Annotated in this window: 12 protein-coding genes; 8 read left to right on the top strand and 4 right to left on the bottom strand. The window is 68.7% G+C overall.

What is annotated here, in order from left to right; all coding sequences use genetic code 11:
- Window positions 1–154 precede the first annotated feature (154 nt).
- From CEK29_RS04835 to CEK29_RS04825, 3 genes are all read right to left on the bottom strand, one after another.
- The gene (locus CEK29_RS04835) at window positions 155–1234 is read right to left on the bottom strand and encodes a Bug family tripartite tricarboxylate transporter substrate binding protein (RefSeq protein ID WP_094857477.1); all 1080 of its coding nucleotides are present in this window, start codon (window positions 1232–1234) and stop codon (window positions 155–157) included.
- Between the two features lie 150 nt (window positions 1235–1384).
- Window positions 1385–2635, bottom strand: coding sequence for a CaiB/BaiF CoA transferase family protein (locus tag CEK29_RS04830; RefSeq protein ID WP_094857476.1), 1251 nt, complete (start codon window positions 2633–2635; stop codon window positions 1385–1387).
- Window positions 2632–3558 (bottom strand): hydroxymethylglutaryl-CoA lyase, encoded by a 927-nt coding sequence (locus CEK29_RS04825; RefSeq protein ID WP_094857475.1) that lies wholly within the window; start codon window positions 3556–3558, stop codon window positions 2632–2634. The genes CEK29_RS04830 and CEK29_RS04825 overlap by 4 nt, the downstream gene beginning before the upstream one ends.
- A gap of 133 nt (window positions 3559–3691) precedes the next feature.
- Here CEK29_RS04825 and CEK29_RS04820 point away from each other — a divergent pair, with 133 nt between their 5' ends.
- The 4 genes from CEK29_RS04820 to minE all read left to right on the top strand — a co-directional run bounded on the left by CEK29_RS04820 (window position 3692) and on the right by minE (window position 6771).
- A complete protein-coding gene (locus CEK29_RS04820) occupies window positions 3692–4441 on the top strand; it encodes an IclR family transcriptional regulator (protein WP_094803404.1) in 750 nt (249 codons plus the stop codon).
- Window positions 4442–4567: 126 nt separating this feature from the next.
- Window positions 4568–5497 (top strand): septum site-determining protein MinC, encoded by a 930-nt coding sequence (gene minC, locus CEK29_RS04815; RefSeq protein WP_094857474.1) that lies wholly within the window; start codon window positions 4568–4570, stop codon window positions 5495–5497.
- 176 nt (window positions 5498–5673) lie between these two features.
- Entirely contained in the window at window positions 5674–6489 is an 816-nt protein-coding gene (gene minD, locus CEK29_RS04810; RefSeq protein ID WP_094803899.1) for a septum site-determining protein MinD, read from the top strand.
- A 3-nt stretch (window positions 6490–6492) separates the two neighbouring features.
- Window positions 6493–6771 carry a cell division topological specificity factor MinE gene (minE, locus tag CEK29_RS04805; protein ID WP_094803406.1) on the top strand — a complete coding sequence of 93 codons (279 nt, stop codon included), beginning with the start codon at window positions 6493–6495 and terminating at the stop codon, window positions 6769–6771.
- 476 nt (window positions 6772–7247) lie between these two features.
- Here minE and CEK29_RS04800 read toward each other — a convergent pair whose 3' ends face one another.
- Window positions 7248–7868: a TetR/AcrR family transcriptional regulator gene (locus CEK29_RS04800; RefSeq protein ID WP_094857473.1), complete on the bottom strand. Its 621-nt coding sequence runs from the start codon at window positions 7866–7868 to the stop codon at window positions 7248–7250.
- A gap of 217 nt (window positions 7869–8085) precedes the next feature.
- Between CEK29_RS04800 and CEK29_RS04795 the strand changes: the two genes are divergently transcribed.
- The 4 genes from CEK29_RS04795 to CEK29_RS04780 are packed head-to-tail and all read left to right on the top strand — an operon-like array spanning window position 8086 to window position 13542.
- Window positions 8086–9885 carry an ABC transporter ATP-binding protein gene (locus CEK29_RS04795; RefSeq protein WP_094857472.1) on the top strand — a complete coding sequence of 600 codons (1800 nt, stop codon included), beginning with the start codon at window positions 8086–8088 and terminating at the stop codon, window positions 9883–9885.
- Window positions 9879–11639: an ABC transporter ATP-binding protein gene (locus CEK29_RS04790; RefSeq protein WP_094857471.1), complete on the top strand. Its 1761-nt coding sequence runs from the start codon at window positions 9879–9881 to the stop codon at window positions 11637–11639. Before CEK29_RS04795 ends, CEK29_RS04790 begins: the two co-directional genes overlap by 7 nt.
- The gene (locus CEK29_RS04785; RefSeq protein WP_094857470.1) at window positions 11639–12580 is read left to right on the top strand and encodes an ABC transporter permease; all 942 of its coding nucleotides are present in this window, start codon (window positions 11639–11641) and stop codon (window positions 12578–12580) included. The genes CEK29_RS04790 and CEK29_RS04785 overlap by 1 nt, the downstream gene beginning before the upstream one ends.
- Complete coding sequence (locus CEK29_RS04780) at window positions 12577–13542, top strand: iron chelate uptake ABC transporter family permease subunit (protein WP_094857469.1); 966 nt, start codon at window positions 12577–12579, stop codon at window positions 13540–13542. Before CEK29_RS04785 ends, CEK29_RS04780 begins: the two co-directional genes overlap by 4 nt.
- The last annotated feature ends 2 nt before the right edge of the window (window positions 13543–13544 follow it).

The following is a 13544-nucleotide window of genomic DNA, read 5'->3' as shown; positions in this document are numbered from 1 at the left end:
AGCCGTCTCAAGGTGGGCGCGCCCCTTTACGCCCACCGCCGAGCCGTCTCAAGGTGGGCGCGCCCCTTTACGCCCACCGCCGGGCCGTCCCAAGGTGGGCGCGCCCCCTCGGGGGGCAGCAAGCGGGCGAAGCACGCGCGGCGTGGGGGCTTGTCTAGTCCAGGCGGATGCCGGCCGCCTTCACCACCTCGCCCCACTTCGTCGTCTCGCTCTCGAGATAACTGCGGAACGCCTGCGGCGTGCCGCCCAGCGGCTGGCTGCCCTCGTCGGCCAGGCGCCGCTTCATCTCGGGCTGCGCCAGCGCGGTCTGCAGTTGCGCGTTGATCGCACTGACGGCGGAGGCCGGCATGCCGGCCGGGCCGACGAGGCCGGTCCAGGCCGAGGCCTCGAAGCCGGCGAAACCCGATTCCGCCACGGTCGGGACGTCGGGCAGCGCATCGAGCCGCGCGGTCGACGTGACGGCGAGCGCGCGCAGCTTCTCGGCCTTGAACAGCGCGAAGGCGGTCTGCGGCGTAATGAAATAGAGATCGGTCTGACCGCCCACCAGATCGGTGACCGCGGGCCCTGCCCCCTTGTAGGGCACGTGCAGAAACTCGACCTCGGCGCGCCGGGCCAGCATCATGCCGGCCATGTGGCCGATCGTGCCGTTACCGGCCGAGGCGAGCTTGAGCGCGCCCGGCCCGCGCTTGCGCGCGTCGTCGAGCAGGTCCTTCAGGCTGCGGTACGGCGAATCCGCCCGCACCACCAGCACCACCGGCTGCGCGGCCACCAGACCGATGAGGGTGAAGTCGCGCGCCGGGTCGAACGGCATGCGGGGATAGATGGCCGGGTTGATCGCCAGATTGGCCGCCTGCCCCATGCCGACGGTGTAGCCGTCGGGCGCGGATCGCGCCACGAACTCCATGCCGATGTTGCCGGTGGCGCCCGGTTTGTTCTGCACGACCATCGACCAGCCCGCGCCGCTCGCGCCCACGCGCTCGGCGACGAGGCGGCTGATGGTGTCGGTCCCGCCGCCCGGCGGCATCGGCACGATGAGGTTGATGGGGCGCTCCGGCCAGGCGGCCTGAGCCGGCGCGGCGAGCGCGGCGGCAAGCGCGGCGGCAAGCGCGGCGCAGGCCATCAGTCGCTGCGCAAACCGCGTGAGCAGGCGAGCGGACTGCCGCCCAGCGGCATGCCGCCCAGCAGTACGCCGCCCGGCGTTCTGCGGCCCGGTGCCCGAGATGATGCATGTCATGGTGTTGTCTCCGTGTTGTTATGTTGCCGCCGACCGCCGGAACGCCACCGTCCGCACGCGCCTTCGACATCCGCTACCACCGGCCGATGAGGCCGCTCCTTGAAACAGGGGCCGCGCCGGGCGTCGATCCGACGCCCGGCGCGGCCCGGGTCAGGTCACCGGCCCCAGGACGCCCGCCTCGATCAACGCGGCGCGCGCCTCGGCATCGATGCCAGCCTCGTCGAGCACCGCCGCCCCGCAGGCACCCAGCGCGGGCGGCCCGGCACGCACGCCCGGCCGGCGTCCACCCAGTGTGATGGGCAGCAGCGGCACACGCGTGGCCTCTCCGGCGCGCGCGCCGTCGGGAATCGCGATCTCGGCCAGGCCACCGGTGCCGGCCAGGTGCGGATCGTCGAAGAGGTCCTGCGGACGCGCGATCGGCGCATACGGCAGCCCGTGCTGCTCGAAGCGCTGCGCGAGCGACGCGGCGCTCATGCCGGCCAGCCTTTCGCGCAGGATCGGCATGAGCCAGGGCCGCGCGTCGACGCGGGCATTGTTGGTGGCCAAACGGGTGTCGTCCGCCAGATCCACGAAACCGAAGGCCTCGCAGAAGATCCGCCACTGCGTGTCCGACACCACCGCCAGGAAGATCTGCCCACCCTCGGCCACCGTGAACACGTCGTACACCGCCCAGGCCGAGATGCGGCTGGGCATGGGGGCGGCGGCCTGGCCCGTCACGGCGTACTGCATCATGTGATGGCCCACGAGAAATACGTTGTTCTCGAACAGCGCACTCTGCACCTGCTGGCCCCGGCCGGTGCTGCGCCGTTCGATGAGCGCGGCCATCGCGCCCAGCGCGCCGAACATGCCACCCATGATGTCGTTGACCGCCGCGCCCGCGCGCAGCGGCCGGCCTTCCGGACCGGTCATGTAGGCCAGCCCGCCCATCATCTGCACCACCTCGTCGAGCGCGGTGCGATGCTCGTAGGGGCCCGGCAGAAAGCCCTTATGCGACACGTAGATCAGTCCGGGATTGAGCGTTTGCAGGCTCTCGTAATCCAGTCCCAGGCGCGCCATCGCGCCCGGCTTGAAGTTCTCGCTCACGATGTCGGCCGTGGCGATCAGCCGCAGCACCAGTTCGCGTCCGCGCGGATCGTGCAGGTCTACCGGAATGCTCTTCTTGTTGCGGTTGAACATCGCGAAGAATCCGGCGCCCGAGCCCTTCAGCCGGCGCGTGTTGTCGCCCTGCACCGGCTCGATCTTGATGACTTCGGCGCCCAGGTCCGCCAGCACCATGCCGCAGGTCGGGCCCATCACCATGTGCGTGAATTCGATGACGCGGATGCCGGCCAGCGGCAACGGGGGCGCGTCTTGCGCGGCGGTGTCTGCCTGCGCCGTATGGGCTTGGTCGGCGCGACTCATGCGGCCTCCCGTGCGTAGACAAAATCCTTGGGCAGCCCGGCATCGGGCAGGTGACCGTAGAGCGGCTCGTCCGGCAAGGCGGCCCGCAGGATCGCGCGCGCCTCGAGCAGCGCGGCGACGTCGATGCCGGTATCCAGACCCATCGCCTCGAGCAGAAACACCAGGTCTTCGGTCACGATGTTGCCGGTCGCGCCGGGCGCATGCGGGCAGCCGCCCAATCCGCCCTGGCTCGCATCGAACGTGCGCACGCCGGCCTCGAGCGCCGCCACCACATTGGCGAGCCCCTGCCCGCGCGTGTTGTGAAAATGCGCCCCGCCCGCGCGCTCGCCGAGCTCGCGCTGCAACGCGCTGAACAGGCGCCGAACCTGCGCCGGATTGGCGTAGCCGGTGGTATCCGACAACCCGACCTCGTCCACGCCGCAGTCGGCCATGGTCTGCGCCAGGGCCAGCGTCTGCGCATCGCTGACCGCGCCCGCCAGGGTGCAGCCGAAGGCCGTGGACAGCCCGGCTTCGATGCGCGCCTCGGGCCAGTCCTCGTCGCGCAGCGCGACCACCTCGCGCACCGTCTCGATCATCTGCGCGTGGGTCTTGCGCACGTTGGCCAGCGAGTGCGCCTCGCTCACCGACACGGGCAGCGTGATCTTGTGCGCGCCCGCCTGCAACGCCGCACGCGCGCCCTGCAGATTCGGGGCGAGCACCGCCACGTGCAGATCGGGCAAAGCCAGCGCGTCTTGCACCACCTCGGCGGCGTCGGCCATCTGCGGCATCAGCCGGGGCGGCACGAACGAGGCCACTTCGATTTCGCGCAGGCCGGCGCGCGCCAGCGCTGCGATCCAGCGGCGCTTGGCATGCGTGGGCATGACGGCGGCGATGCTTTGCAGGCCATCGCGCGGCCCGACTTCGCTCACCAGGACGGAAGGCATTGACGGTCTCCTTGTTGTTCTATAAGATAGAACGACGTTCTATTAATTTATTATTCGCCGACCCGGCCCCCGATGTCAATCGGGGGCGCCTGCAAGGGGCGCCCTGCAAGGGGGCGTCCGCACGCCTGATCTCATGCCTCGTAAAGCCATCCAACCCTCGCTCGCCGATCAACATGCCGCACCGGGCGGCGCCGCCGCCGTGGATCGCGCGTTGTCGGTACTCGGTGCCTTTCGGGCCGGCGACGGCGAGCTCGCCCTCACCGAGCTCGCCGCGCGCACGCAGCTGTACAAGAGCACAGTGCTGCGGTTGCTCGCCTCGCTCGAGCACGCGGGCTGGGTGCGACGCACGCCCGCCGGGCACTACGCGCTCGGTGCCGAAGTCGCCCGGCTGCACGGCGTGTACGCGGCGTCTTTCGCCTTGCAGGATGTGGTGGTGCCCGCGCTGCGGGCGCTGGTCGCCCGCACCGGCGAGAGCGCGGCCTATCACGTGGCGCAGGGCGGACACCGGCTCTGTCTGTATCGCGTGGATTCGCCGCACCCCGTGCGCGACCACATTCGCGCCGGCGACCTGTTGCCGCTCACCCGGGGCGCCGGGGGCCGGGTTCTGAGCGCCTACGCCAGCCCCGACGCGCGCGCGGACGACGAGGTCGCACGGCGGATCCGCGCCGAGCAGGTGATCGTGCTCGAAGGCGACCGCATGCCCGAGCTCTCGGGCATCTCCGCGCCGGTGTTCGGCGCCGATGGCACGCTCGCCGGCGCGGTCACCCTCACCATGCCCACGCCGCGCCTGATCCGCGCGCAGGCCGACGATGTGCTGGCCGCCGCGCGGGCGCTCACGAAGGCGCTCGGTGGCACGCCGCCCGCGCCCGAACCCTTGCCCTGAACGCAGGGCGGCGCCGCGTCCTTTCTACGTTTCGGGCCGTCCCGCCGCGGGTTATCATGCCCGACATTGCAGAGCCGGCTCCGTGCGCACCCTGTCCTGGCGCGCGCCCCGTCTCACACTCGACCCATGAACAGCGAACCCCTAGCACTGGATTTCAAAAGCGCCACGCTCTACGCCATCCGCGTGGTGCTTCACAACGCCGACCTCGCTGCGCTGCGCGCGGCGCTCGACAAACGGATGGCCGACGCCGGCAGCTTCTTCGAGAACGAACCCGTGGTGATCGACGCCAGCCGCGTCGACGCGCCCATCGATTGGCCCGAACTGGTGCAGGCGCTGCGTGACCACAACCTGCCGGCGATCGGCGTGGTGGCCACCGAGGCCAACCTCGCCGCCGCGCGTGCCATCGGCCTGACACCCGTGGAGCTCTCCACGCCGGGGCCGCGCGTTCCGCCCGCGATCGACACCGCGCCGCCCAACGACGTCGCCACGCCGGTGCCGTCGGTGCCGGCTGCCGCGCTCGACGTCGCGCCCGACGGCCCGACCGCGCAGCCCGATGTGGGCACCGGCGCGAACGGCGTGGATCCGGTCGACGCGCCCGCCGACGCAGCGGTCGATGCCGACGAGGCCGCCCCGGCCGCGTCTTCCGATGCCGCGCCGCCCGCGCGCGCGGCAGGCGCCACCGCCGAGTCCGGCCGTCTTACCTCGGCCGGCCCGCAAAGCAGCTCGGCCCTGGTCATCACGCGGCCGCTGCGTTCCGGCCAGCGCGTCTACGCGCGCGGCACCGACGTGGTCGTGATCGGCATGGTGAGTCAGGGCGCCGAAGTGATCGCCGATGGCAACGTGCACGTTTATGGTCCGCTGCGCGGCAAGGCCATGGCTGGCGCGCGTGGCGACACCTCGGCACGCATCTTCACGACGCAGCTCGATGCGGAGTTGCTGGCCGTGGCGGGCGTGTATCGCGTGGTCGAAGACAAGCTCGATCGCGCCCTGCACAATCAGCCGGCGCTGGTGCGCCTGGCCGGCGACACGCTGCATATCGAGGCACTGAAAGGTTGAATCCGAGGTACCGCGCATCGCGCTCGCCAGGTGTGCGCGCGGCGTCGCGCCGTGAATCGGCGAACGCGTTGCCGGCCCCGGTTTTCCAGGCCTTTGCTACACACATGTAAGAAGCCATTAGGGGCTTTTTGCTTTACGATAACGCGATTTATTCGAACATAAAGGGTTTGATCGTCATGACACGTATTGTTGTGGTGACCTCCGGCAAAGGCGGCGTGGGCAAGACCACCACGAGTGCCAGCTTTTCCTCTGGCCTGGCGATGCGAGGCCACAAGACCGCGGTCATCGACTTCGACGTCGGCCTGCGCAACCTCGACCTGATCATGGGTTGCGAGCGTCGCGTGGTGTACGACTTCGTCAACGTGATTCAAGGCGAAGCCTCGCTCAAGCAGGCCCTCATCAAGGACAAGCAGCTCGAGAATCTGTTCGTCCTGCCCGCCTCGCAAACGCGCGACAAGGATGCGCTCACGCAGGAAGGCGTCGAGAAGGTCATGAACGACCTGAAAGACATGGGCTTCGACTACATCATCTGCGATTCGCCCGCCGGCATCGAAACGGGCGCGCTGATGGCGGCCTACTTCGCCGACGACGCGCTGGTCGTGACCAACCCCGAAGTCTCGTCCGTGCGCGACTCCGATCGCATCCTGGGCATCCTGGCCGCCAAGTCGCGCCGGGCCGTGCAGGGTGATGATCCGGTCAAAGAATATCTGCTGCTCACGCGCTACAACCCCAAGCGCGTGAACGACGGCGAGATGCTGTCGCTCAGCGACATCGAAGACATTCTGCGGATCAAGCTGATCGGCGTGATCCCCGAGTCCGAAGCGGTGCTGCAGGCCTCCAACCAGGGCCTGCCCGCCATCCACCTGAAAGACACCGACGTGTCCGAGGCCTACAAGGACGTGGTCGCCCGCTACCTGGGCGAAGACCGTTCGCTGCGCTTTACCGAATACGAAAAGCCCGGCCTGCTGAAACGCCTGTTCGGAGGAAAGTAATCAATGTCGTTCCTGTCGTTCCTGCTCGGCCAGAAGAAATCCACGGCAAGCGTTGCCAAAGAACGCCTGCAGATCATCCTCGCCCACGAACGCTCCGGACGCGGCGATTCGCCCGACTACCTGCCGCAATTGCAGCAGGAGCTCATCGCCGTGATTTCCAAGTACGTGAAGATCAACCCGGACGACATCAAGGTCCATCTCGAGCGCCAGGACACGCTGGAAGTGCTGGAGGTGAAGATCGAGATGCCGCAGGCCGAAGCGCAGGCCCAGGCCCAGGCCTGATCCGAAGCCGCCGCGGATCGCCCGCGCCGCCGCGCGCGGCGCCCGATCCCGCGAGCCTTCTGCCCAAAAAAACCATCCCTAGGGATGGTTTTTTGTCGCCGGGCCGCCCCAAGACAAAAAAAGCCCCCTCGGGGGGCAGCAAGCCGAAGGCGCGGCGTGGGGGCCTTTTTTGTCGCCGGGCCGCCCCAAGACAAAAAAGAGCCCCCTCGGGGGGCAGCAAGCCGAAGGCGCGGCGTGGGGGCACTTTTTGTCGCCGGGCCGTCCCAAGACAAAAAAAGCCCCCTCGGGGGCAGCAAGCCGAAGGCGCAGCGTGGGGGCACTTTTTGTCGCCGGGCCGCCCCAAGACAAAAACGGCCCCCTCGGGGGGCAGCAAGCCGAAGGCGCGGCGTGGGGGTCCACCCATCGCCGGGCCGCCCCAAGACAAAAAAGAGCCCCCTCGGGGGGCGGCAAGCCGGACGCGCGGCCCAGGCGGGCGTTCAACCGGGCGCGCCCTCGTCCAACATGAGCAGCGCCCCCGCAATCAGCGCCTGCATGCCCTGCTCCAGCTCTCCCTCCATTTCGGCTTCCTCCGCCGACCGGTCGGCCTCGACCTCGGGTGCGCGACCGGCGACCGTATACACCGTGTCGGCCACCGCCATGCCATGAAAGGCGATGGTGGCGAGAAGCCAGCGCGCCTGCTCCATCGATAGCTCACAGGCCTCGGCGATATGGCGTTGATGCGCCACGATCTTCTCCAGCATGGCCGGCGTCGCCGCCAGCCGCCGGATCGTGAACGGCGTCACGCCCGGGTGCGCTCTGACGAAGTCGCGCACCGCGGCGGCAAACACCTGGAGATAGGCCTTCAGGCCCGCGCGCCCGGTCCCGGCCTGCGCCCGGGGAATTTCCCAGCGGCGAAACATCTCCTCGGCGACCAGGCATTTCAAGGCATCGAGGCTCGCGACATGCTTGTAGAGCGCCATATGACTCACGCCCAACTCCGCCGCGACCAGCGCGTAGGACAGGTTCGGCAGTCCGATTCGCACGCCCGCCTCGGCAATGCGCTCGTGCGTGATGGTCCGGGGGCGCCCGCGCGGGGCGGGCCGCTCTGATGAAGTCATGGATACGCCGGTGAGTCGCGATACGAAAGCCGAGACTTTAACCTGTTTCGCGATTTAGTTTATTTGCTTCAACTATTTCAAGATTTAGCTTATAGTGTTGCAACTCATTCTCATCCCCGTGACGGAAACGCAACGGCAGCAGGCCGATTCCGGCGCCATCACGGACATGCAGAAGGTCCGCCGCCACGCGGCAAGTGTTTGATTTCCTGCGCTTTTCATGAACTCCCGCGTTTCCGATCCTGGCGCGTCCGCGAGCCCGTCCACTCGCCCACCCGGCCCGATCCGTCAGATTCTGCATCCGATCCGCAGGCTGCTGGCGGTCGCCAGCGTGCTGGCCGGCCTCGGCGCGATGCTGACCTTGGCCCCGCTTGCCGGCATCGCGCATGCCGCCGCCCTGGCCCTGGCGGATACCGCCTCGTCCGCCCCTGACGACATCGCCCGAACGCTCGGCTTCAGCGTGGCGAGCCTGTTCCTGGGGATGGCACTGGTGTCGGCAGCCGAGCTGATCGCGCACCTTGCCGACAACCGCCTCACCCACCGCCTGCGCCTGGACGTCGTCCAGCGCCTGGCCCAGGCGCCGCTGGGTTGGTTCACCGACCGGGCTTCCGGCGAAATCAAACAGGCGCTGCAGGACGACATCGGCACCCTGCACAGCCTGACCGCGCATTTCTATACGGCCGTGGGGCGTGCCGTGGGCGCCATCGCGATCTCGGTCGTCTATCTGTTCGCGCTGGATTGGCGCATGGCGGTCGTCGCCCTGCTGCCCTTTCCGGGTTTTCTGCTGTTCCTGCGCCACGCAATGAAAGCCGGCAATGCCAACATGAACGTGTTCGTGGCGCGGCTGGGACGCATCAACGCAACGGCAGTCGAGTTCGTGAGCGGCATCCCGGTGGTCAAGGCCTTCGGCGCCACGGGCCGCGCCCACGCCAGTTATCGGGAAGCCGTCGACGCCTTCGCCGAGGCGTTTGCCGACTTCACCCGCCCGCTGGTTGCAGCGATGGCGCACGCCCATGCCCTCATCGCTCCGGTCACAGTGCTCGCCTTCGTCCTGGCCGGCGGCACGCTGTTCGCGAGTCTGGAATGGATCGCGCCGATGGACGTGCTGCCCTTCGCCCTGGTCGCCCCTGGCATCTGCGCCCCGCTGCTGTTGCTGCACACCCTGCTGCATGACCTCGGCGCTGCCGTCGGCGCAGCACAGCGTGTGTCGGCGATGCTTCAGACGCCGGTCATCGCACCAGTCAGCCCCGAGCGGCAGCAACAGCCGGACGGCCATGAGATCCGCTTCGAACAGGTGAGCTTCGGCTACGGCTCCGATGACCGCGCGCTGTCCGACGTCACCTTCACGCTGGCCGCCGGTAGCGTGACCGCCATCGTCGGCGCATCGGGCGCGGGCAAGTCGACCGTGGCACGCCTGCTGCTGCGCTTCTTCGATCCCGCGGCGGGGCGCATCACACTGGGCGGCGCCGACCTGCGCCACGTCGACAGCAGGCAGCTCTACCAGCGCATCGGTTTCGTGTTGCAGGAGTCGCGGCTGCTGCATGCCAGTGTGCGCGAGAACATCGCGCTGGGCCGCGCCGGCGCAAGCCTGTCCGAGATCGAAGCGGCCGCGCGCGCCGCGAACATCCATGAGCGCATCGCCGCGCTGCCGCGGGGATATGACTCCGTCGTCGGCGAGGACGCCGTGCTCTCGGGCGGCGAACGCCAACGCGTGAACATCGCCCGAGCCATGCTCCTCGACCCGCCGGTCCTGGTACTCGACGAACCCACGGCCAGCATGGACGCCGTCAATGAAGTGCTGGTCCAGGAGGCGCTGGCCCGCTTCACGCAAGACCGCACCGTGCTTGTCATCGCACACCGGCTCGAGACGGTGATGCACGCGGACCGCATCCTCGTCATGGAAGGCGGGGCCATCGTCGAACAGGGCACGCACGCCGAGCTACTGGCCCGCCCCGGACGCTACGCGCGCCTGTGGGCTGAGAGTGCGGCGTCCACGCCCCGGGAGGGAGCGCCATGCTGAAGACCCTTTTTGCGTTGCTGGGCGAGACGTCGCCGGTGCTGCGGCGATATCTCGCGCTTGCCGTCGTTTATGGACTGCTGTGCGGTCTGGCCCTCACGGCACTGGTGCCGGTCGTCGGCGCGCTGCTGACGGGCGACATGTCCGCCGCGAGGATGTGGCTTGCCGTCCTGCTGGCCGGCATGGCGGCATGCTGGGCACTCCGGGGCGTGGTGGAACGTGCCGGTGTACGGGTGGGCGTGGCGCTGCTGCAGGACGCGCGTCATCGCCTCGGCGACCACGTCGCGCGGTTGCCCGCGGGATGGTTTACGCCGCAAAACACTGCCAGGCTCGGCCATGTGATGACGCAGGGCATGATGAGCATCGCCCAGCTTCCCGCTCACGTACTGACGCCAGTGATCAGTGGCGTGGTGACACCCGCGGTCCTGCTGGCTGCCCTGTTCTGGCTGCACGCGCCGCTGGGTCTGATCGGCCTGGCCGCCCTGCCGCTTACCGCCGCGCTCATGGGACTCACGCGCCGGCTCGCACGCCGCGCCGACAGCCTCTACCAGCAGCGCTTTGCGGACGCCAGCCAACGCGTGGTCGAGTTCGCGCAGGCGCAGGCGTTGCTGCGCGCCTTCAACGGCGAGGGCGGCAGCACGCGCTGGCTGACCGAGACCTTCGAACGGCAACAGCAGGCCGGCGGACGGCTGATCTGGCTCTCGGCGGGATCCTCGGTGTTGACGATGTGGGGCGTCCAGGCCGTCTTTGCGGTCATGCTGTTCGCCGTGGTGGCGTGGGCGGGCGCGGCGCCGCAAGGCGGGCTGCCGGGCGAGTCGGCCGGTGTCGTGATTGCCCTGTTGCTGGCCGCCCGCTTCATCGACTCGCTGCTCGAAGTGGCGAGCTACGGAGATGTGCTGCGCGGCGCCACCGGGCAGCTCGACGAGGTGCAGGCGATCCTCGCCGCCGCCCCGTTGCCGGCGCCCGCGACGCCTCGCGTGCCGCACGATGCGGGCATCGAGCTGCGCAACGTGCATTTTGGCTACGACGACAACGGCCCCGACGTGCTCCACGACGTCAGCCTGCGCATCGCGCCGGGCACCATGACTGCGCTGATCGGCGAATCGGGATCGGGCAAGACCACCCTCGTCCGCCTGATCGCACGCTTCTTCGACGTGCACCAGGGCAGCGTGCTCGTGGGCGGGGTCGACGTCCGCGACATGACCGAGCCGCAACTGGCGGCGCAGATCAGTCAGATATTTCAGGAGAGCTTTCTCTTCTCGGGCACGATCGCCGATAACGTCCGGCTCGGCAGGCCCGACGCGGACGACGCGCAGATCGTGGCGGCCCTGTGCGAGGCGGGCGCCGAATCGCTATTGCTGCGATTGCCGCAAGGACTGGACACGCCCGTCGGAGAAGGCGGCGCACGTCTCTCGGCCGGGGAACGCCAGCGTGTTGCGATCGCGCGCGCCTTGATCAAGAACGCCCCGATCCTGCTCGTGGACGAGGCGACCGCGGCGCTCGACGCCGAAAGCCAGGCCGTCATCGCCCAGGCACTCGCGCGGCTGCGAGGCCGCCGCACGTTGGTGGTGATCGCGCATCAGCTCGCCACCGTCGCCATGGCCGATCAGATCGTCGTCCTGGAGCGCGGCGCGGTCGTCGAGCAAGGCACCCTGGCGCAGCTGGCGACAAGCCAGGGCCACTACGCGCATTTCCTCGAGCAGCGCCGCATGGCGAAGCGCTGGCGCGTCGTCACGCCTCGAGGGGCTCGCTCCTGATGTCCGCACGCTGGCTGGCCCTCTTCGCCGCGCTATGTGGCGCGTCGCTCTTCGTGGGCGCGCGCGAGGTGGCGTGGTCGCAATGGGCCACCCTGTCCGGTGACACCTGGCTCACGCTGACCGCCAGCAGGCTGCCCCGACTCGCCACGCTGGTGCTGACGGGCGTGGGGCTATCGGTTTGCGGCGTGATTCTGCAGCACATCGTGCGCAACAAGTTTGTCGAGCCCGCGACTTCCGGCGGACTGGATGCGGCGAAACTCGGCATCCTGGTATCGATCACGCTCATCCCGGGCGCCGGCGTGGCGGCTCGCATGGTGTGCGCGCTGGCGTTCTGCTTTGCCGCCGGCCTCATGTTCGTGGCCATCGTGCGGCGCATCCGGGTCAAGAACACGGTGCTCGTGCCGGTGATCGGGCTCATGTATGGCGGCGTGCTCAGCGCGCTCGCCGAGTTCTACGCCTACCGCAACAACATTCTTCAGAGCATGCAGGGCTGGTTGCTCGGCGACTTCTCGAAGATCGTGCAGGGCAACTACGAGGTCGTCTACCTGATCCTGCCGATCGTGGTGCTCACGTATTTGTACGCGCACCGCTTCACGGTGCTGGGCATGGGCGAAGACGTGGCGCACAGCCTGGGGCTGAACTACGCCGCCACCGTCGCGCTGGGCCTGTTGCTGGTCGCCGTCACGGTGTCCGTCACGGTGATTACGGTCGGCGCGATTCCGTTCGTCGGCCTGGTCGTGCCGAATCTGATCGCGCTGCACTATGGCGACAACCTCGGGCGCACCTTGCCCATGGTCGCGCTGGGCGGCGCGTCGCTGCTGCTGGTGTGCGACATCCTCGGTCGCATCCTCATCCACCCCTACGAAGTGCCCATCGGCTTGACGGCCGGCGGAGTCGGCGGCGTCCTGTTTCTCGCGCTCATCCTCAGGAACCGGCGATGACACGTGCGCAGCGCTTCGGCTGGCGACTGCCCGCGCTCTGGACCAGCGTTGCGGCGCTGGCCCTGATCTTCGTGTTCTTCCGGTCGGGCCTGGACTTCGGCTATGTGATCCCGAAACGCCTGATCCGCCTGGCCGCCATGGGCATCGGCGGCGTCTGCGTCGCGTGGTCATCGATCGCCTTTCAGACCATCACGGGCAACCGCATCCTGACGCCGGCCATCATGGGATACGAGGCCATCTACCTGATGCTGCAGGCGCTTCTGATCCTGGCGCTCGGTACGCAGAGCCTGGCGCTGCTGAGTGCCACCGGCAACTTCGTCGTGTCGGCGCTGACGATGCTCGGCTACTCATGGGCCATCCACCGCTGGCTGCTGCGCGGCGATCAAACCAATGTGTATTTCCTGCTGCTGGTGGGCCTGGTGCTGACGGTGGTGATCGGCACCTTCACCCAATTCGTCCAGCTCACGACAAGCCCGGGCGAATTTTCCATGTTGCTGGGCATGAGCCAGGCCTCATTCAATCGCGCCGAGCTCGCGCAATTGCTGCCGGCGGCGCTGGTGGTACTGGCCGTGTGCGCGGCGGGGGTCCGGACCCTGCCCACGCTCGACGTGCTGTCGCTGGGCCGGGGGCAGGCGATCTCGCTGGGCGTGGACCATGGCCGCGCGGTTCGGTGGCAACTCGCCCTGATCGCGATGCTGGTCGCGGTATCCACCAGCCTGCTCGGCCCCACCGCTTTCATGGGCATCTTCGTGGCCAACCTCGCCTACGCGCTGGCTCGAGATGGCCGCCACCGCGCCACCTTGTCCACCGCCTGCGCGATTGCGATCGCGATCTTCATCGTGGCGCAGCTCGCGGTCGAACACCTCTTCAACTACCGGACGACCGTCGGGATTCTGGTGAACCTGGTGTGCGGCGCCTGGTTTCTCACCCGCATGGCACGGCATCGCGGGTCCCACCCATGACA

Source organism: Bordetella genomosp. 5 (assembly GCF_002261475.1).
Taxonomy (GTDB): Bacteria; Pseudomonadota; Gammaproteobacteria; order Burkholderiales; family Burkholderiaceae_B; genus Bordetella.
The sequence above is the reverse complement of the archived record's forward strand: the minus strand, read 5'-3'. Positions and strand labels throughout refer to the sequence as shown.

Excerpts from the sequence above, each read along its gene's own strand:
- CEK29_RS04835 (WP_094857477.1), bottom strand. The coding sequence starts at position 1,234 with ATGACATGCATCATCTCGGGCACCGGGCCGCAGAACGCCGGGCGGCGT.
- CEK29_RS04830 (WP_094857476.1), bottom strand. The coding sequence starts at position 2,635 with ATGAGTCGCGCCGACCAAGCCCATACGGCGCAGGCAGACACCGCCGCG.
- CEK29_RS04825 (WP_094857475.1), bottom strand. The coding sequence starts at position 3,558 with ATGCCTTCCGTCCTGGTGAGCGAAGTCGGGCCGCGCGATGGCCTGCAA.
- CEK29_RS04820 (WP_094803404.1), top strand. The coding sequence starts at position 3,692 with ATGCCTCGTAAAGCCATCCAACCCTCGCTCGCCGATCAACATGCCGCA.
- minC (WP_094857474.1), top strand. The coding sequence starts at position 4,568 with ATGAACAGCGAACCCCTAGCACTGGATTTCAAAAGCGCCACGCTCTAC.
- minD (WP_094803899.1), top strand. The coding sequence starts at position 5,674 with ATGACACGTATTGTTGTGGTGACCTCCGGCAAAGGCGGCGTGGGCAAG.
- minE (WP_094803406.1), top strand. The coding sequence starts at position 6,493 with ATGTCGTTCCTGTCGTTCCTGCTCGGCCAGAAGAAATCCACGGCAAGC.
- CEK29_RS04800 (WP_094857473.1), bottom strand. The coding sequence starts at position 7,868 with ATGACTTCATCAGAGCGGCCCGCCCCGCGCGGGCGCCCCCGGACCATC.
- CEK29_RS04795 (WP_094857472.1), top strand. The coding sequence starts at position 8,086 with ATGAACTCCCGCGTTTCCGATCCTGGCGCGTCCGCGAGCCCGTCCACT.
- CEK29_RS04790 (WP_094857471.1), top strand. The coding sequence starts at position 9,879 with ATGCTGAAGACCCTTTTTGCGTTGCTGGGCGAGACGTCGCCGGTGCTG.
- CEK29_RS04785 (WP_094857470.1), top strand. The coding sequence starts at position 11,639 with ATGTCCGCACGCTGGCTGGCCCTCTTCGCCGCGCTATGTGGCGCGTCG.
- CEK29_RS04780 (WP_094857469.1), top strand. The coding sequence starts at position 12,577 with ATGACACGTGCGCAGCGCTTCGGCTGGCGACTGCCCGCGCTCTGGACC.